Source organism: Ewingella allii, assembly GCF_044430645.1.
Taxonomy (GTDB): domain Bacteria; phylum Pseudomonadota; class Gammaproteobacteria; order Enterobacterales; family Enterobacteriaceae; genus Ewingella; species Ewingella allii.
The window spans coordinates 40,164-57,861 of record NZ_JAWUDN010000009.1; the positions used below are offsets into that span (position 1 = coordinate 40,164).

Genomic DNA, 17,698 nt, shown 5'->3' on the forward strand with positions numbered 1-17,698 from the left:
TTTCTTCTATTAAACATCGTCTGAACAGTGCCGACCTGGCTTTGCTGTTCTGCACCTGCTATTTGAACACTCAGGAAACATTCTTGATGAGCCATCCTGCAAGCTCTACCAAAATGACGGCCAAAGCCGCGTCCGTTGCGTTACTCAAGCGTATCCATTTCTATATCGGTTTGTTCGTCGGGCCTTTTATCTTTGTCGCCGCGCTGACCGGCACGCTGTATGTACTTACTCCTCAGCTTGAAAACCACTTGTACGCCAACGAGCTTTTCACTTCCGCGAAAGGTGACGTGCAGCCGATCTCTCGGCAAATTGAAGCTGCGCTGGCCATTGCTGGCGATCAGGCGAAGATCGCTGCGATTCGTCCAGCCCCTGCGCTGGGGGAAACCATGCGGGTTATGCTGTCCGACCCAAGCCTCGGCGCGTCCAAAACCAAGGCAATATTTGTTGACCCCGTGACGCTGGATATCAAGGGTGAAGAGACCGTCTATGGCACCAGCGGCATCCTGCCTTTACGCACCTGGCTCGATGAGCTTCACCGCGAGCTGCTGCTAGGCGATATTGGCCGTAATTACAGCGAACTCGCTGCTTCATGGCTGTGGGTTGCGGCACTGGGCGGCATTCTTCTATGGGCAACCAGCCGACAGAAAACACGTGGCAACCGTAAGCTTACCGGCACGGCTGCCAAGCAGCACATTAGCCGCCGCTGGCATACCTGGCTTGGCATCACGCTGCTGGTCGGCATGCTGTTTCTGTCGGTAACGGGCCTGACATGGTCACAGTGGGCCGGGAGCAATATAAGCATCCTGCGTCAATATATGGGCTGGATGACCCCTTCGGTCGCGACCACTCTGGCAGGCGAAAAATCGGCTCCTGCGGGTGAACATGCCGAGCACCAGATGAGTGATATGAGCATGGCAGATATGCCTGACATGCCCGATATGGCAGCTCATCACATGCCAGCAAAAGTTGAGCCGGTTAATGTTCTGCCGATCACTTTCGATCAGGTCATCGCCGCCGCGCGTCATACAGGGATCACGGCTAACAAAATAGAAATTCGCCCGGCATATACGGCGGATAAGGCCTGGACGGTGACGGAAGTGGACCGAAGCTGGCCAACGCAGGTTGATGCCGTATCGGTTAACCCACAGACGATGGCGATTATTGACCATACCGAGTTTGCCCATTTCCCGCTGCTGGCGAAGCTCACCCGCTGGGGCGTTGATGCCCATATGGGTATTCTGTTTGGCTTCTGGAATCAGGCCATTCTGGTGCTTTTTGGCATCGGGCTGTGCGTGATGATCGGCTGGGGTTACCGCATGTGGTGGCTGCGCCGTCCGGCGATGAACAGCGGCCCGCATCCGGTGGTAACCCTGATTCAAACGTGGCGCCAACTTCCTGCCAGCCTGCAATGGCCAATTGGGCTGATAGCACTGGCTCTCTCCATCAGCCTGCCAGTGATGGGTGTCAGCCTGCTTATCTTCTTGCTGATTGATGTGCTCCGTTGGCTGCGACATAGAAACCGGCTCCAAGCTGTTGCGGTGAATTAATGAGCGCCGACTTTAGCTCGCAGCGTGCAAATAACAAGCTGAAAAGCGAGCGGAAATAAGTGATTGCGAGCCTTCTCGCAAATTATTGACGAGGCCCTCAGCGGCCTCGTTTTTTATTACGAGGTTTGCTGGAAAACTCATTTTTGCAGTAGCGGGCCGCAACGTCTTCGGGTAACGTCAGCGCAATCGACCGGGTCACTCATTGCGGAAAACTATGCTGGCAACTTTCTTCACAACATTACTCAAGCCCTTCTTACGTGACCGTTTTTTGCACGTCTTATTGCTACTGGGTGTGGTACTGACTCTTTTCCAGCCGGAGAAAATCCACCAATTTGCACAATTTGTAGATTGGTCAACTATCGTCACGCTGATTGGGTTGCTGATGCTGACCAAGGGCGTTGAGGTGAGCGGCTACTTTGATTTTGTTGGCCGTAAGATGATCAACAGCATCAACAATGAGCGCTATTTGGCGCTGTTTTTGGTTTGTGCCGCCGCGCTGCTTTCTACCTTTATGACCAATGACGTGGCGCTGTTTATCGTCATTCCACTCACGATCACCCTGAAAAAGCTCTCTACGCTGCCCGTCACGCGACTGATCATCTTTGAGGCATTGGCGGTAAACGCGGGCTCCTTACTTACGCCTATCGGTAATCCGCAAAATATCTTGTTGTGGAACAAATCCGGCCTGTCATTTTTGGGGTTTATAGCACAAATGAGCCCGCTGGCATTCGTCAGTTTTGCGGCATTATTGATAGTGACTTGGCTGAATTTCCCAGCGATAAAGCTGAAAAGGCTGGAGAATAATCAGGGCTATCCATACCAGAAAAAACTGCTGTTTAGCTGTCTGGTGATGTACGTGTTGTTTATTGGCTGTGTGGATTTCGGCTTGGCGCTATATGGCCTGATTGCCGTGCTGCTGTGCTTTCTTTTGCTGGCGCGGCAGGTGCTGTTGCGCATCGACTGGCCGTTGATTCTGGTGTTTATCGCCATGTTTATCGACGTGCGGTTGATTGTCGGTTTAGACGCCGTGCGTGACGCGGTGAACCAGATTGCACACCTAAGCCCGGCGGGCGTTTACGCCCTTGGTATCGGGCTGTCGCAGGTCATTAGCAACGTGCCAGCTACCATTTTGATGATTAACTACGTGCCACCTAACGCCTTGCTGGCTTACGCCGTTAACGCTGGCGGTTTCGGCCTTGCGATTGGTTCACTGGCTAACCTCATTGCCCTGCGCATGGCCAACGATCGCAAGATCTGGCTCAAGTTCCACTATTTCTCCTTCCCATTCCTTATTTTGAGTGGCCTGGGCGGCTGGCTATTACTGGCTTGGAGCTAAGGGCAGCTTGGCTAATCGATTAACCGCCGAGGTTATCTCTCCGGGCGTTAATGCCGAGAAGCCTAGTAGCCAGCCATCAGGTATTTGCTCCTGCGCGCCAGCGTCGGGCAGCCACAGCGGCGAAAGGCGTGGCGTGACGACACCCTGTTGCAAGGCCAGCTGAGTCAGCCTCTTTTCGGAGCCAGCGGGCAGGCGAGCCGCCAGCTGTAAGCCTCCGGCGGCGGGTTGCGGAATCAGCCAGTTTGCGAGCTTTTGCTGGATCTCCTCCAGCAAATGATTGCGGCGGCTATGGTAAAGCTGGCGTGAAAAACGCAGGTGCGTGGCGAAATGGCCAGACTGAATAAAATCAGCCGTCACCGCCTGCATCAACTGAGACGAATGGCCGTCATATACCGTGCGCAGCGTGGTCATAGGCTCTACCAGCGCCTCGGGGAGTACAGCGTAGGCCAAACGTAAGGAAGGAAAGAGCACTTTGGAAAAGGTGCCGAGATAAATCACCTGCTGGTGTTTATCCAGCCCCTGCATGGCTGGTAAAGGGCGGCCATCATAATGTAGCTCGCTGTCGTAATCATCCTCGATAATCCACGACTGATATTTCCGCGCCAGCGCCAGTAGCGCCAGTCGGCGTGGCAGGCTAAGACTAACGCCGGAAGGGTAGTGGTGGGAAGGCGTGAGATAGATAACTTTAGGCTGAACGGTTTGGCCGACTGGGTTCATGCCTTCTTCATCCACTCCCACCGGGTATATCTTGCCGCCCGCGCTGGTAAAGGCATTTCTTGCGCCGAGATAGCCCGGCTGTTCTAGCCAGACGTTATCACCTTGATCGAGCAGCAGAGTTGCCAAGAGCTGCAAAGCCTGCTGCGAGCTGGTGGTGATCATGATTTGCTGCGGGCTGCACTGCACGCCGCGAGATTGCTGGAGGTAAGCACAAATGGCTTCGCGCAGGGGAGCAAAACCCTGCGGATCGCCATAGCCGAGCAGCGTTGTGCCCCCGATGCGTAGATGCTTGTTGATCAACTGCTGCCAAATTTTCAGCGGGAAGACGCGTAAGTCCGGGCTACCCGCGGCGAAGGGCAGAGGTGACTGAGGGTCTTGGCAGCCGCCGGTCGCGACAATTTGCTGGCCGCGAGCAGAAAGAGTTGCCAGCCTTGGTGCCAGTCTGTGGCTCTTTTTAAAGGTCGTTTCCGGCGGCATGGCGATGCTGACAAAGGTGCCTTTGCCTATCTCGCGGCGCAAATAGCCCTCGGCTTCAATTTGCGCGTAGGCGGCCTCAACCGTGATGCGCGCAATACGCAAGTCGGCGGCGAGTTGGCGTGAAGAAGGTAGTCGCTGTCCATTGCTTAAAGCGCCACTGTTAATCGCCTTACGCAGCGTAACGCAAAGCCTCTCGCGTAGATTGAGTCCTGGTTCGAGGCTATTCTCAAACAGGGTAATTAAGGTCGAGGAGCCAGTGTAAGAGCGCATATGGGTCTTATGGATATTGGGGAATTGGCATTATGAATAAGACCAAAATAGCGGATGATACAACCGTTGTCATGTTGCGCTTTACGCGCTGCGTTCCTATTACCTGATTGAAAGAGAGGCAAAATGAGTCAAAAACAGCAAAGCCAGACGTCAGCCGTATTACAGTTTGCGCCACCGGCTCCGGCGGTGAGCGAAGCCTATCTCTTCAATAAATTGAGTTTTTACACCGATGCCGCTGATGTCGCCGAAGATTTGAAAAACCGTATTTCAGGCATTGTGGTGGTGGATACTCGTGCTGAGTTGCACTATCAGCGCGGACATATTCCGGGCGCAATCAGCTTTCCGCATCGTTTGATGACCGAAGAGTCAACGCGGCATCTTAATAGAGAGCAGGTGTATGTGACTTATTGCGATGGCATTGGCTGCAACGGCTCGACCAATGGGGCCTATAAGCTGGCGAAACTGGGTTTTCGCGTCAAAGAGTTGATAGGGGGCTTAGATTTCTGGACTCGCGATCGCCATCCGTTGGCGACCGGTGCTGAGTGCGGCGAGTATCCTGCCGATTTTAGCGTGGAAGAGTGCGGTTGCTAGTAAATGTGCGGCTTAAAACAGCAGCCAGAGCAGAATAACCACCACCACAAAGGCGATGAAAGCCAGCGGCTTGCCGCCTATAGATTGCATTGATTCCGGCAGCATGGCGAGGAATGGGTTGACGATTGGCTGAGGCTCGGTGCGAGCCACCACGGTAACGTCATCATCCACTTTTTCAGGGCGCGGAGAGCGATCCACGCGCTGGCTGAAGAGCACGCCTACTAGATCGTTAAGCTGGGCGACGTTCAGCGGCGTGTTTGGCGTGGCGTTGAACCGGCTTTCGACATATTCCGTCAGCTGCTGGACTTCTTGCAGCGTCGCTGGCTGTTTCAACACGCTGAGCAAGGTGGTTAGCGTCGGTGGCGCTGTCGGTTGGCTCAGCGCCGCTTTGACCTGCATAAACTGGCTTAACAGCTGAAAATGGCGCGCCGGGATAGGTTCGCCCACTTTCACGCCGACTAAGTTAAACAGTTGCTGCCACAGTTTGGCCGGTGCTTCGCCCGTGGCTGCGCTGAGACGCGTCACCAGCTGCTGCAAACTGTTATGTTCGGCAGGCAGCAGGGCGCGATCGGTGATCGGCGTTTGCTGCGGTTTCGGAATGGTCATTTCGCCAGTCTGGACCAGCAAAAACACCTGCTGTAGTTGCTCGTGGCTCAGCTGGCTGAGCACGGTATGGCCGAAATTTTGGCGAATGAAGTCGCTCACCGCCTGACGGTTATTGCCCTGTGGCAATAATTCGGTGAGCTGCTGGAACAGCTGGCGCGTGGCGTGGCTGTCCTGTGCCTGCGTCAATTTGCCTTGCAGGATGCCTTCCGCGCGCGGGTAGATGGCGGCGGTCAGTTCAGCATCATGAGGGAGAGACAGCTCGTGGCGTAAGCCAGCCCAAATTTCGGCGGACTTCATGGGGGTCAGCGCCATCAATTTGACGATGAGTTTTTCGAGGGTAGTGCGCTGCGCAGGGGTAAGCTGCTGATTATCACCAGAGCCCGCGGGAACTGAGTTATTCGGTTGCATCCTGTTGTCGCCAATTGGCGCGCCCGGGCCACTTAAAGGTTGCATATCACCAGTCCTTCGCTGCGAGTTAAAACGGCGCAAAGCGCGCAAGCGCAACATCATACCTGCAAACGAAATCAATCAACACTGTGAATGGGTATGGAAATAATATTCTTAGGCTTATTTTTTGCAGAAAACGACGAGTGGGGCGCGAAAGCGATAAAAGGCAGGATAAATAATGCCGCCTGTGAAGTTACAGGCGGCGATAACATCATTAAACGGCAGGTTTATCTTCCTTCACTTCTGGCTTAGTGCCAAACAGCGGACGGCGCAGGCGTTGGGCCAGAATTACCCCGAGCAGGGTGATACCACCCCCAATCAAGTGGTAACTGTGCAACTGCTCGCGCAGGAAAATCACGGCAATCACGGCGGTGAAGATAGGGGCCAAATTCATGAAAATAGAGGTTTTGTTAGCACCCAGTCGAATAACCCCCTGAATCCACAGGAAAGGCGCAATGATTGACGCCGCAATGCCTGCAAAGGCCACCAAGGGAATGTTGTGCGCGTTTAGCTGCACATTTTCCGTCATCAGGAAATTTGGCAGCAGGAGCAGCACCCCAAACAAGATCTGCATGTAAAGCGATTGCCAATTAGGCAGCGGGATCGCCCAGCGTTTGGTCAACACGCCATACAGGGCGTAGGAGATGGAGGCGACAAACATCATGATTTCGCCGCTACCAATGCCGTGCTCTAGCAGCTGGCCCGGGTTGCCCGCGCTGACTAGCCACACCAGCCCGATCAAGGAGAGCACGCCGCCCAGCGCCAGACCCACGGTTGGCACCACGCTCAACACAAACAGGCTGATCAGCACCGTCAGCAACGGAATAAAGGAGGTGATGATGCCGATATACAGCGCGCTCACGGTGTGGGCGGCGTAATAGGCCAGGCTTTGGAATAGCACCATTCCCAGCAGGCCGAGGATCAGCAATTTCCACCAATACTGCTTAATCTCTTTGAAATTGCGCACTACGCCCGGCAAGACAAAGGGTGTGAGCGTGATAAGCGCTAGAAACCAGCGGTAGAAGGAGATCGCCGCAGGATCGATGGCGGTCGCAGAGGCCTTGCTGACCACGGCGTTAATCGACCAGATCAACACCGCCAGTAATGGGAAGAGAGCATTCATGAAAAAATACGTCCGTAGTTAAATCGTTGCGCTAGTGTACGTTTGTCGTGTTTGTTATATATAACGATAACCAGACAACGCTTTGCGTAATTCGGACAACTTGATCCCGAATTTGTGATGACCACAATTGACAAGGGGTTTTATGCCACAGCCTCGTTTCTATCCTCCGCTTCCTGAACAGATCCCCAATACGCTGCTCTTTCGCGGAGAAACCATTCTGGCTAACTCGGAATATGTTTGCCATTCGCACCCGTGGAGCCAGATTATTACCATCAAATCAGGCGTGATGGCGATGAAGGTTGAAGGTGAGCGCTACCTTGCGCCGCGCGAGTTTGCTATCTGGATACCTGCCGGAGTGAAGCACTCCAGCTATAACCGCCGGACGACCCGTTTTTGCGCCATCGACATCGCGCCCGAGTGGGATGACGGCCTGCCTGAAAAGCCCTGCCTGCTCACTCTGACACCGATTTTTAACGCCATCGCCAACGACTTCGCGCTGCGTGATCTTTCAGAGCCAGTGACCGATCGCGATATGCGTATGGCATTGGTGCTGTTGGACCAAATCTGTCAGGCCCCGCGGCAAAACACCTATTTACCCACGTCCGACAACAAGCTGTTGTCGCAGGTGTTAAACGCGCTGGAGAAGAACCCGGCGGATAACACCTCGCTGGCGGAGTGGGCGGCGCGGGTTTACACCACCGAACGCACGCTTTCACGCCGCTGCCAACAGGATTTGGGCATGGGCTTTGCCGAATGGCGTCAGCGTCTGCGCTTCCTCCATTCGATTTCTCTGCTCGAGCAGGGCAAAACGGTGCAAGACGTGGCGCTGGAAGTTGGCTACAGTTCATCATCAGCGTTTATTGCCATGTTCCAGCAAATATCTGGGACCACGCCTCAACGTTTTCGTAATGAACGGTAAGCCGTGACAAGCTGGCATTGGGATCTGCCGCAGTTCGTGGCAAAATCTTCCTCTTCTTTATAGTCTGTTTTTTCTATGGCACTGCCTGCCGGAGACACACGTGAAAATCCTGGTTGATGAAAATATGCCTTATGCCGTCGAGCTATTTAGCCGACTGGGCAATGTGCAGGCCGTTCCGGGCCGGCCGATTCCGCAAGATGCACTCAATGACGCCGATGCCCTGATGGTGCGCTCGGTGACCAAGGTGAATGAGGCACTGCTGGCAGGAAAGCCGGTGAAATTCGTGGGTACCGCGACGGCGGGGACTGACCACGTGGATGACGCCTGGCTGCAACAGCAGGGGATTGGTTTCTCCGCCGCGCCGGGCTGTAACGCCATTGCGGTAGTGGAATATGTGTTCTCTTCTTTACTGATTTTGGCCCAGCGTGATGGCTTCCAGCTGCGCGACAAAGCGGTCGGCATTGTTGGGGTAGGCAATGTGGGATCGCGTCTGAATGCGCGCCTGCGTGCCTTGGGCATCCGCACTCTGCTGTGCGACCCGCCGCGCGCCGATCGAGGTGACGAAGAGACTTTCTCTTCGCTGGACCAACTGGTGGCCGAAGCCGATATCTTGACCTTTCACACGCCGTTGAACATGTCCGGGCCTTATAGCACGCACCATCTGGTGGACGCCGACCTGTTGGCACGCCTGCCTGCTGACCGTATTTTGATTAACGCCTGTCGTGGCGAAGTGGTAGATAACGCCGCGCTGCTCGACGCGCTCAACGGCGCGAAAAAACTCACCGCCGTGCTGGACGTGTGGGAGCCGGAGCCGGATCTCTCGCTGGCATTGCTGGATAAAGTGGCGATTGGCACGGCGCACATTGCCGGATACAGCCTTGAAGGCAAGGCGCGCGGCACCACTCAGGTGTTCGAAGCATTTAGCCAGTTTATCGGCCAGCCGCAAAAAGTACCGTTGGAAGAGTTGCTGCCTGCTCCAGAGTTCCCGGTTGTCTCATTCTCAGGGGAACTGAACGAAGCCAGACTGCTGCGACTTATTCACTTAGTGTATGATGTGCGCCGCGATGACGCGCCGTTACGCCGCGTGGCGGGCAAAGCCGGGGAGTTCGACAAACTGCGCAAATTCTATGAAGAGCGCCGCGAGTGGTCATCGCTGAAAGTAATTTGCGATAATCCGGCGACCGTCGAGTTGCTCAATAAACTCGGTTTTACTGCCGTTCAGGGCTAAGGCCCGGCGCAATTTTCGACTTGAGGGCGGTGAACTACCGCCCCTTTGTATTTCTGTACGATTCATTTTTTGGAGAAGACCAACATGTCTGATGGCTGGAATATTGCGCTGCTTGGCGCCACGGGCGCAGTCGGTGATGCGTTACTGGAGCTGCTGGCCGATCGCCAGTTCCCGGTTGGTGAACTCTTTCCGTTAGCCAGCGAACGCAGCGCGGGTCAAACCGTGCGCTTCAATGGCAAAAGCCTGCGCGTGCAAAACGTCGCCGAGTTCGACTGGTCGCTGGTGCAACTGGCTTTCTTTGTGGCAGGCCACGAGGCCTCGGCGCAGTTTGCCGAAGAAGCTGCCAATCAGGGCTGTCTGGTTATCGACAGCAGCGGCCTGTTTGCTATGGAACACGACATTCCGCTGGTGGTGCCGGGGGTTAACCCTGACGCGCTGGCGCACTATCGCAACCGCAACATCGTGGCGGTCGCTGATAGCCTGACCAGCCAGTTGTTAACGGCCATCAAGCCTTTAACCGATCAGGCTGGTTTGGCGCGTCTGCACGTGACTTCTTTGCTCTCCGTTTCTGCCTTGGGCAAAGCGGCAGTGGACGATTTGGCCGGACAGAGCGCGCGCCTGCTCAACGGCATTCCTGCCGAAGAGGGCATTTTCAGCAAGCAGTTGGCTTTCAACCTGTTGCCGCTGTTGAATGACGAAGAGGGCAGCGTGCGCGAAGAGCGCCGTCTGGTTGACCAAGTGCGCAAAGTGTTGCAAAACGACGGCTTACCGATTTCTGTCAGCTGCGTGCAGTCGCCGGTGTTTTACGGCCACGCGCAGGTGGTGCATATGGAAGGCTTGCGCCCGCTGTCTGCCGAAGAAGCCCGCACCGAGCTTGAACGCATTGATGATATTAATCTGAGCGAAGAAGATGATTTCCCGACACAGGTCAGCGACGCCTCGGGCAACGCCAACCTGAGCATCGGCTGTCTGCGCAATGATTACGGTATTCCTGAAGTGGTGCAGTTCTGGTCTGTGGCTGACAACGTGCGCTTCGGCGGCGCGCTGATGGCGGTAGAAACTGCCGAGAAGCTGATTGGGGAGTATTGGTATTAATGTCTGAATTGCCTGCTGCGCCCGTTGCCGGACGCATTGCATTAGGAATTGAGTACGACGGTAGCGCCTATTATGGCTGGCAGCGCCAGCAAGATGCGGCCAGCGTTCAGGCCTGTCTGGAAAAGGCCTTGAGCCGCGTGGCGGATGCGCCGATTGTGGTGTTTTGCGCGGGGCGTACTGACGCGGGCGTCAGCGCCACCGGGCAAGTGGTGCATTTCGACACGCCGGTAATGCGTAAAGAGGCGGCGTGGACTATGGGGGTGAATACCCATTTGCCGAAAAACATCGCCGTGCGCTGGATGCACGAGGTGCCGGAGGATTTCCACGCGCGCTTTAGCGCCACCGCGCGCCGTTATCGTTACGTTATCTATAATCATCGCTACCGTTCGGCCATTCTGCACAGTGGAATCACCCATGTGCATATGCCGCTGGACGTCGACAAAATGCAGCGTGCCGGTCAGGCACTGTTGGGTGAGAATGACTTCACGTCGTTTCGCGCCTCCCAGTGTCAGTCGCGCACGCCGTGGCGTTACATGATGCACCTGAACGTCGCGCGCCACGGTAACTATGTGGTGGTGGATGTCAAAGCCAACGCCTTTGTTCACCACATGGTGCGCAATATCGTCGGCAGCTTGATTGATATCGGTGCCGGGATCCAGCCCGAAAGCTGGATGGGCGAGCTGTTAGCAGCCAAAGACCGCAATTTGGCGGCTGCCACCGCGCGTGCTGAGGGGTTGTACTTAGTCTCAGTGGATTACCCGGAGAAGTTTGGCTTACCCAAAATGAATATGGGGCCGCTGTTCTTAGAAGACTGAAGACGGTTTTCTATTGATTAACATTGCGCATCGGGCGCTTAAAAAAGGCGATAAATCAAATGGATTTCATCCACCTTGTTATTGATTTCATTTTACATATCGATGTGCACTTAGCCGAGCTGGTTGCTCAGTATGGTGTTTGGGTCTACGGTATCCTGTTCCTGATCTTATTCTGTGAGACGGGGCTGGTGGTCACGCCGTTCCTGCCGGGCGATTCTTTACTGTTCGTGGCTGGCGCGCTGGCGGCCTTGCCGGGCAATGATCTGAATGTCCATCTGATGGTGTTCCTGATGGTGGTGGCGGCGATTCTGGGTGATGCGATTAACTATACGATTGGCCGCCTGTTTGGTGAACGTTTGTTCAGCAATCCGAATTCGAAGATATTCCGTCGCAGTTATTTGGATCAAACGCACAAGTTTTACGAGAAACATGGCGGCAAAACGATTATTCTTGCGCGCTTTGTCCCAATCGTACGAACTTTTGCACCCTTCGTTGCGGGTATGGGGCGCATGTCGTATCGCCACTTTGCGGCCTATAACGTGATTGGTGCGCTAGTTTGGGTGCTGTTATTTACCTATGCTGGCTACCTTTTCGGCAACGTGCCGGTGGTTCAGGAAAATCTGAAATTATTGATCGTGGCGATCATTGTGCTTTCGATTTTGCCGGGCGTGATCGAAATTTGGCGGCACAAACGTGCGGCAGCCAAGGAAAAGCGTCAGCAAGGCTAGCCTTAAGGCAGCAAAGCTGGGAAATATAAAGAGATTAAACCAGAGGGTTCGACCAGTTTTTTATCCACAGCGTCGGGCCGTTATGGTTTAATGAGCGACATTTATGGTCTGTTCCTGCGAACAACCCTTCCGTTTTGCATGGTGAATGCCACTGGGCATCAGTGCTGGCGGGTGATTTTGGGTAGGTTTCAGGGGACTTGTTACAGCATGAACAGCGGACTGGCTTCGGCCGGGTTCAAACAGAAAGGTTATCGATGAGCTGGATTGAACGAATTCTTAATAAGAGCAACGTCTCGCAAACCCGTAAGGCAAGCATTCCTGAGGGTGTCTGGACTAAGTGTGACAGCTGCGGTCAGGTACTTTACCGCGCCGAGTTGGAACGCAATCTCATGGTTTGCCCAAAGTGCGACCATCACATGCGCATGTCTGCGCGTATGCGTCTCTTCACCTTTATGGATGAAGGCAGCGAGGTTGAATTAGGCAGCGAGCTTGAGCCTAAAGATGTTCTGAAGTTTAAAGATTCCAAAAAATATAAAGACCGTCTGGTCGCAGCACAGAAAGAAACTGACGAAAAAGACGCCATGGTTGTCATGAAAGGCACCCTGTACGGCATGCCAATCGTCGTTGCTGCTTTTGAATTTGCCTTCATGGGCGGTTCAATGGCTTCTGTTGTTGGCGCGCGTTTCGTTCGTGCGGTAGAGCAGGCGTTGGAAGATAATTGCCCGCTGGTCTGTTTCTCAGCCAGTGGCGGTGCGCGTATGCAAGAAGCGCTGATGTCCCTGATGCAGATGGCGAAAACCAGTGCTGCGCTGGCGAAATTACAGGAACGCGGCCTGCCGTACATTTCTGTAATGACTGACCCAACCATGGGTGGCGTGTCGGCGAGTCTGGCAATGCTGGGTGATATCAACGTGGCTGAGCCAAAAGCGCTGATCGGCTTTGCTGGCCCACGCGTTATCGAACAAACCGTTCGTGAAAAACTGCCGCCGGGCTTCCAGCGCAGTGAGTTCCTGATTGAGAAGGGCGCTATCGATATGATCGTTCGCCGTCCTGATCTGCGACCTAAATTGGGCAGCGTGCTGGCCAAATTAACCGGTCAGCCTGAGCCTAAAGTGGACGTGGTTCAGGCGGCAGTCAGCGGCAACGCGGCTGACAACCATCAGGATGCCTGATTAGTCTGAGATGAAACCGGTCAGTCATCTCGAGCGTGCGGGAGCTCTCGCACGCTTTGGTCAACGGGCCGTGTTTCATCTGGTTTGTAGTCTTGCTGCAACTTCAATGACTTTGGGTATAGTGTCGAAGTGGACCTAACATTGGCTGAACGAGACTCATGCAGAATCTACCTATTCCCCAAGCCACGTCGCCTTTGGCCGCGTGGCTTTATTATCTCGAAAACCTCCATTCTCAAGCGATAGAGCTGGGTCTCAAGCGTGTTAAAGCGGTCGCCGCTAAGCTCGACTTGCTGCAACCCGCGCCTTTTGTCATCACCGTCGCTGGCACCAATGGCAAGGGCACCACCTGTCGCACGCTGGAAGCTATCTTGATGGCTGCGGGGTTGCGCGTTGGGGTCTACAGCTCTCCTCATTTGGTTCGCTACACCGAGCGGGTCAGAATTCAGGGCGAAGAGCTGCCAGAACAAGCACATTGCCAATCTTTTGCTACGCTTGAAGCCGGTCGAGGTGATATTCCTCTAACCTATTTCGAGTACGGCACCGTCTCCGCTTTGCAGCTGTTTAAGCACGCCAAACTGGACGTGGTTATCCTCGAAGTGGGCCTTGGAGGGCGACTTGACGCCACCAATATCGTGGATGCCAATGTTGCTGTCGTAACCAGTATCGCGCTGGACCACACTGACTGGTTAGGGTCAGACCGCGAAAGTATTGGCCGCGAAAAAGCCGGCGTGTTCCGTGGTCAAACACCCGCCGTGGTTGGCGAGCCTGATATGCCGCAGTCGATTGCTGACGTGGCCGCAGAGAAGGGTTCCGAGCTGTATCGCGTGGGTGAAAACTGGCGCTACGCCGTGGAAGGCGACAGCTGGAGCTGGCAGGCCGTCGAGGGCAAGTCACTGGCTAATCTGCCGATGCCCAACGTTCCGCTCGCCAATGCCGCGACGGCGCTGGCGGCCTTGCACTTTAGTAAGTTAGAGGTTGCCGAAGAGGCGATTCGCTGTGGCTTGCAGCAGGCACAGTTGCCGGGCCGTTTCCAGACGGTAAGCGAGTCGCCGCGTCTGATTTTGGATGTGGCCCATAACCCACACGCCGCGGCATATCTGGCTGGGCGTTTATCCGAATTGCCACGCAATGGCGGGAAAGTGCGCGCGGTAGTCGGTATGCTGCATGATAAAGATATTGCAGGTACCCTGGCTTGCCTCTCGCCACAAATTGATTTTTGGTACTGCGCGCCGCTCGAAGGGCCGCGCGGTGCCAGTGTAGAAGAACTTTCTGTGCATCTGACGCAAGCGTATCAGTTCACGGATGTGGTTTCCGCCTGGCAGCAGGCGATGCAGGATGCTGATAGTCAGGATATTGTGATTGTCTGCGGATCATTTCATACCGTAGCGCACGTGATGGCTGCTTTAGACGCGGGGAAAACCAGTGGCTAGTAAGTTTCAAAATCGTCTGGTCGGAACGGTTATTTTGGTGGCGCTCGGCGTGATCATTTTGCCCGGCCTGCTCGATGGCAAGAAAAAGCATTATGAAGATGAATTTGCGTCCATTCCGCTGGTACCGAAGCCGGGTGACGCGCCAGAACAAGGGGACGTGCCGCCGCCGGTGACGCAATCTTTGCCAGCCCAGCCGCCGGAAGGCGCGAGCGAAGCCGTGAAGGGGCAGGGGAATATCGCCTCGCAGCCTGCCAATAGCGGTCAGGAATTGCCTGATGACACCGATGCACAGCCGGATGAGCCGGTGGTCGCGCCAGTCACCAAGCGCCCTGAGCAGCCGAAAGCGACGCAGCCGACGCATCAGACCCAAACCAAGCCGAAGACCATTGAGCCGAAGCCAATGGTGGAAGCGAAACCGGTTGAGAAACCAAAGCCGGTCGAAAAGCCGAAACCAAAACCGGTTGAAACCAAACCGGTAGAGCAGCCGAAGGCGGTTGAGCAGCCAAAAGCGGCGGAAGCGCCGAAAGCTGAAAGCAAGCCGCAGGCGGAAGAGAAAGCGCCAAGCGGTCAGGCTTATATTGTCCAGCTCGGTGCGTTGAAGAATGCCGCCAAGGCCAGCGAGATTGTCGCTAACCTGCGCCTGTCGGGCTACCGCGCTTACACTGTGCCAAGCACGCCGGTGCAGGGGCAGATCACGCGCGTCTTCGTCGGGCCAGATGCTTCGAAGCAAAAACTCGAGGCTTCTCTGCCGCAGCTAAACCAGATCAGTGGGTTAAGCGGGCAGGTGCGCTCTTATAGCGCAGGCAAATAAACCTGCATTTTTGCCGCTCTGGTTGCGCCAATAATTGGGTTTAAATCTTAAGAAATAATCGGAAAGGGCACGCGTTTTGTGCCCTTTTTCTATAAGATTCTGAGGTCGGAATTTTATAGGTTTCTGCGATGATTGAGGTTTTTTTCATCGCTGTTAATAATTTTCCTAACCCGCAGATTTCCCCTACGCAAACGTTTTCTTTTTCTGTTAGAATTCGCCGCGAAATGGATAGGAGACGGGTTTTACTGGTCTATACATTGGAATACGTTAATGGTCTGGATTGATTACGTCATTATTGCGGTAATTGGGTTTTCTGCTTTAGTTAGCCTGATCCGGGGTTTTGTTCGCGAGGCCTTATCACTGGTAACCTGGGCTTGCGCCTTCTTCGTTGCCAGCCATTATTACCCCTATCTCGCCATCTATTTCACACGTTTCGAAGATGAATTAGTTCGAAACGGGATCGCAATTGCCATCTTGTTCATCGCGACGTTGATCGTAGGTGCAATTGTCAACTATGTGATTGGTTCACTGGTTGAGCGAACCGGGTTATCCGGCACAGACAGAGTGCTAGGCGTGTGTTTCGGCGCACTGCGTGGCGTACTGATTGTTTCCGCGATGCTGTTCTTCCTGGATACCTTTACCGGCTTTTCACAAAGTGAGGACTGGAAACAGTCTCAGTTGATCCCACAGTTCAGTTATATCATCAGGTGGTTCTTTGACTACCTGCAGAGCACGTCGAGTTTCTTGCCAAAACATCTCTAGTTTTTGGCAGCGCTGATGAGGAAAAGACAACATGTGCGGTATTGTCGGTATCGCCGGTTTTGCGCCGGTAAACCAGTCGATTTATGATGCGTTAACGGTGTTACAACACCGTGGGCAAGATGCTGCGGGCATCGTCACCATTGATGCTAATAACAACTTCCGTTTACGGAAAGCCAATGGTCTGGTGAGAGATGTATTCGAAGCACGCCATATGCAACGCTTGCAGGGCAACATGGGTATTGGGCATGTTCGCTACCCTACGGCTGGCAGTTCCAGCGCTTCAGAAGCTCAACCTTTCTACGTCAACTCACCGTTCGGCATCACCTTGGCCCACAACGGTAACCTGACCAACGCTCACGAATTGAGAAGTAACCTGTTCGAAGGCCAACGCCGCCACGTTAACACCACTTCTGATTCTGAAATTCTGCTCAATATTCTGGCCAGTGAACTCGACCGTTTCCAGCACTACCCGCTGGAAGCTGATAATGTGTTTGCTGCCGTATCCGCCATGAACCTGAAAATCCGCGGTGCTTATGCATGCGTCGCGATGATCATCGGTCACGGCATGCTGGCGTTCCGCGACCCGCACGGGATCCGCCCGCTAGTTATCGGTAAACGCACTCTGGAAGATGGCCGCAATGAGTACATGGTGGCATCGGAGAGCGTGGCGCTCGACACCTTAGGTTTTGAGTTCCTGCGCGACGTCGCGCCGGGCGAAGCGGTGTACATCACCGAGAAAGGCCAGCTGTTCACCCGCCTGTGTGCTGAAAACCCTCAGTACAACCCATGTCTGTTCGAATACGTCTATTTTGCGCGTCCGGACTCCTTCATCGACAAGATTTCCGTTTACAGCGCACGTGTTCGCATGGGCGAGAAGCTGGGCGCGAAAATTGCTCGTGAGTGGGAAGATTTGGATATCGACGTGGTCATTCCTATCCCGGAAACCTCTTGCGATATCGCGCTGGAAATCGCCCGTATCCTCGACAAGCCTTATCGTCAGGGCTTTGTGAAGAACCGTTATGTCGGCCGTACCTTTATCATGCCGGGCCAGCAGGAGCGCCGTAAGTCGGTGCGCCGCAAGCTCAACGCAAACCGCGCTGAGTTCCGAGATAAAAACGTGCTGCTGGTGGATGACTCCATCGTGCGTGGTACCACTTCTCAGCAAATCGTTGAGATGGCGCGCGAAGCCGGGGCGAAACGCGTTTATCTGGCCTCTGCGGCACCTGAGATTCGTTTCCCGAACGTTTACGGTATCGACATGCCAAGTGCCAACGAGCTGATTGCTCACGGTCGCGAAGTCAGTGAAATCAACCAGATGATTGGCGCCGACGCGTTAATCTTCCAGGACCTGAGCGATCTGATTGCGGCAGTAAAAGAAGATAACGTGGATATCGAGCAGTTCGAATGTTCCGTGTTTGACGGCGTTTACGTTACCAAAGACGTGGATCAGAACTACCTCGAATATCTCGAAGCCCTGCGCAACGACGACGCCCAGGCGTTACGCGGCCAGCAGGAAGCTGAAAATCTGGAAATGCACAACGAAGGCTAAGTTTCGCCAAGGTAAGCTCTAACAGAGATATGCCAAGTTGTCGCCGCTATCACGCACCCGTCCAATTCATCTTGG

At 54.5% G+C, this 17,698-nt stretch carries 16 protein-coding genes; 13 read left to right on the forward strand and 3 right to left on the reverse strand.

The features are described 5' to 3' along the window. The first annotated feature begins 86 nt into the window (after positions 1-86). Positions 87-1,547: a PepSY domain-containing protein gene (locus SBO83_RS17580; protein WP_396132393.1), complete on the forward strand. Its 1,461-nt coding sequence runs from the start codon at positions 87-89 to the stop codon at positions 1,545-1,547. Positions 1,548-1,761: 214 nt separating this feature from the next. Beyond that, a complete protein-coding gene (locus SBO83_RS17585) occupies positions 1,762-2,883 on the forward strand; it encodes an SLC13 family permease (protein WP_396132394.1) in 1,122 nt (373 codons plus the stop codon). Here the strand turns inward: SBO83_RS17585 and pdxR are convergent. Then, positions 2,866-4,347: a MocR-like pyridoxine biosynthesis transcription factor PdxR gene (pdxR, locus tag SBO83_RS17590; RefSeq protein WP_396132395.1), complete on the reverse strand. Its 1,482-nt coding sequence runs from the start codon at positions 4,345-4,347 to the stop codon at positions 2,866-2,868. The genes SBO83_RS17585 and pdxR overlap by 18 nt on opposite strands. Positions 4,348-4,470: 123 nt before the next feature. Here pdxR and SBO83_RS17595 point away from each other — a divergent pair, with 123 nt between their 5' ends. After that, on the forward strand, positions 4,471-4,938 hold the full coding sequence (locus SBO83_RS17595) for a rhodanese-like domain-containing protein (protein ID WP_396132396.1): 468 nt from the start codon (positions 4,471-4,473) through the stop codon (positions 4,936-4,938). A 12-nt stretch (positions 4,939-4,950) separates the two neighbouring features. Here the strand turns inward: SBO83_RS17595 and flk are convergent, their stop codons facing one another. Then, positions 4,951-5,997 (reverse strand): flagella biosynthesis regulator Flk, encoded by a 1,047-nt coding sequence (gene flk / locus SBO83_RS17600; protein ID WP_396132397.1) that lies wholly within the window; start codon positions 5,995-5,997, stop codon positions 4,951-4,953. A 208-nt stretch (positions 5,998-6,205) separates the two neighbouring features. Further along, positions 6,206-7,114 carry a DMT family transporter gene (locus tag SBO83_RS17605; RefSeq protein WP_353502793.1) on the reverse strand — a complete coding sequence of 303 codons (909 nt, stop codon included), beginning with the start codon at positions 7,112-7,114 and terminating at the stop codon, positions 6,206-6,208. Positions 7,115-7,256: 142 nt separating this feature from the next. On the opposite strand from SBO83_RS17605, the gene SBO83_RS17610 reads away from it, so the two are divergent. The 10 genes from SBO83_RS17610 to purF all read left to right on the forward strand — a co-directional run bounded on the left by SBO83_RS17610 (position 7,257) and on the right by purF (position 17,623). Then, positions 7,257-8,033: a helix-turn-helix domain-containing protein gene (locus tag SBO83_RS17610; protein ID WP_396132398.1), complete on the forward strand. Its 777-nt coding sequence runs from the start codon at positions 7,257-7,259 to the stop codon at positions 8,031-8,033. 100 nt (positions 8,034-8,133) lie between these two features. Continuing rightward, entirely contained in the window at positions 8,134-9,261 is a 1,128-nt protein-coding gene (pdxB, locus tag SBO83_RS17615; protein ID WP_396132399.1) for a 4-phosphoerythronate dehydrogenase PdxB, read from the forward strand. An 84-nt stretch (positions 9,262-9,345) separates the two neighbouring features. Next, complete coding sequence (locus tag SBO83_RS17620) at positions 9,346-10,356, forward strand: aspartate-semialdehyde dehydrogenase (protein WP_396132400.1); 1,011 nt, start codon at positions 9,346-9,348, stop codon at positions 10,354-10,356. Then, positions 10,356-11,171: a tRNA pseudouridine(38-40) synthase TruA gene (truA, locus tag SBO83_RS17625; RefSeq protein WP_396132401.1), complete on the forward strand. Its 816-nt coding sequence runs from the start codon at positions 10,356-10,358 to the stop codon at positions 11,169-11,171. Before SBO83_RS17620 ends, truA begins: the two co-directional genes overlap by 1 nt. Positions 11,172-11,230: 59 nt before the next feature. Then, positions 11,231-11,899 carry a DedA family protein gene (locus tag SBO83_RS17630; RefSeq protein ID WP_034791829.1) on the forward strand — a complete coding sequence of 223 codons (669 nt, stop codon included), beginning with the start codon at positions 11,231-11,233 and terminating at the stop codon, positions 11,897-11,899. Between the two features lie 254 nt (positions 11,900-12,153). Beyond that, the gene (gene accD / locus SBO83_RS17635; protein ID WP_034791827.1) at positions 12,154-13,071 is read left to right on the forward strand and encodes an acetyl-CoA carboxylase, carboxyltransferase subunit beta; all 918 of its coding nucleotides are present in this window, start codon (positions 12,154-12,156) and stop codon (positions 13,069-13,071) included. Positions 13,072-13,229: 158 nt separating this feature from the next. Then, on the forward strand, positions 13,230-14,501 hold the full coding sequence (gene folC / locus SBO83_RS17640; protein WP_396132402.1) for a bifunctional tetrahydrofolate synthase/dihydrofolate synthase: 1,272 nt from the start codon (positions 13,230-13,232) through the stop codon (positions 14,499-14,501). After that, positions 14,494-15,312: a cell division protein DedD gene (dedD, locus tag SBO83_RS17645; protein ID WP_396132403.1), complete on the forward strand. Its 819-nt coding sequence runs from the start codon at positions 14,494-14,496 to the stop codon at positions 15,310-15,312. Before folC ends, dedD begins: the two co-directional genes overlap by 8 nt. A 270-nt stretch (positions 15,313-15,582) precedes the next feature. Then, on the forward strand, positions 15,583-16,074 hold the full coding sequence (gene cvpA, locus SBO83_RS17650; protein WP_034791821.1) for a colicin V production protein: 492 nt from the start codon (positions 15,583-15,585) through the stop codon (positions 16,072-16,074). A 31-nt stretch (positions 16,075-16,105) separates the two neighbouring features. After that, positions 16,106-17,623 carry an amidophosphoribosyltransferase gene (purF, locus tag SBO83_RS17655; protein WP_034791819.1) on the forward strand — a complete coding sequence of 506 codons (1,518 nt, stop codon included), beginning with the start codon at positions 16,106-16,108 and terminating at the stop codon, positions 17,621-17,623. Positions 17,624-17,698 lie beyond the last annotated feature (75 nt).

Bases quoted from the DNA above. Each gene is read 5' to 3' on its own strand.
- SBO83_RS17580 (WP_396132393.1), top strand. From the start codon at position 87: ATGAGCCATCCTGCAAGCTCTACCAAAATGACGGCCAAAGCCGCGTCC.
- SBO83_RS17585 (WP_396132394.1), top strand. From the start codon at position 1,762: ATGCTGGCAACTTTCTTCACAACATTACTCAAGCCCTTCTTACGTGAC.
- pdxR (WP_396132395.1), bottom strand. From the start codon at position 4,347: ATGCGCTCTTACACTGGCTCCTCGACCTTAATTACCCTGTTTGAGAAT.
- SBO83_RS17595 (WP_396132396.1), top strand. From the start codon at position 4,471: ATGAGTCAAAAACAGCAAAGCCAGACGTCAGCCGTATTACAGTTTGCG.
- flk (WP_396132397.1), bottom strand. From the start codon at position 5,997: ATGCAACCTTTAAGTGGCCCGGGCGCGCCAATTGGCGACAACAGGATG.
- SBO83_RS17605 (WP_353502793.1), bottom strand. From the start codon at position 7,114: ATGAATGCTCTCTTCCCATTACTGGCGGTGTTGATCTGGTCGATTAAC.
- SBO83_RS17610 (WP_396132398.1), top strand. From the start codon at position 7,257: ATGCCACAGCCTCGTTTCTATCCTCCGCTTCCTGAACAGATCCCCAAT.
- SBO83_RS17620 (WP_396132400.1), top strand. From the start codon at position 9,346: ATGTCTGATGGCTGGAATATTGCGCTGCTTGGCGCCACGGGCGCAGTC.
- truA (WP_396132401.1), top strand. From the start codon at position 10,356: ATGTCTGAATTGCCTGCTGCGCCCGTTGCCGGACGCATTGCATTAGGA.
- SBO83_RS17630 (WP_034791829.1), top strand. From the start codon at position 11,231: ATGGATTTCATCCACCTTGTTATTGATTTCATTTTACATATCGATGTG.
- accD (WP_034791827.1), top strand. From the start codon at position 12,154: ATGAGCTGGATTGAACGAATTCTTAATAAGAGCAACGTCTCGCAAACC.
- folC (WP_396132402.1), top strand. From the start codon at position 13,230: ATGCAGAATCTACCTATTCCCCAAGCCACGTCGCCTTTGGCCGCGTGG.
- cvpA (WP_034791821.1), top strand. From the start codon at position 15,583: ATGGTCTGGATTGATTACGTCATTATTGCGGTAATTGGGTTTTCTGCT.
- purF (WP_034791819.1), top strand. From the start codon at position 16,106: ATGTGCGGTATTGTCGGTATCGCCGGTTTTGCGCCGGTAAACCAGTCG.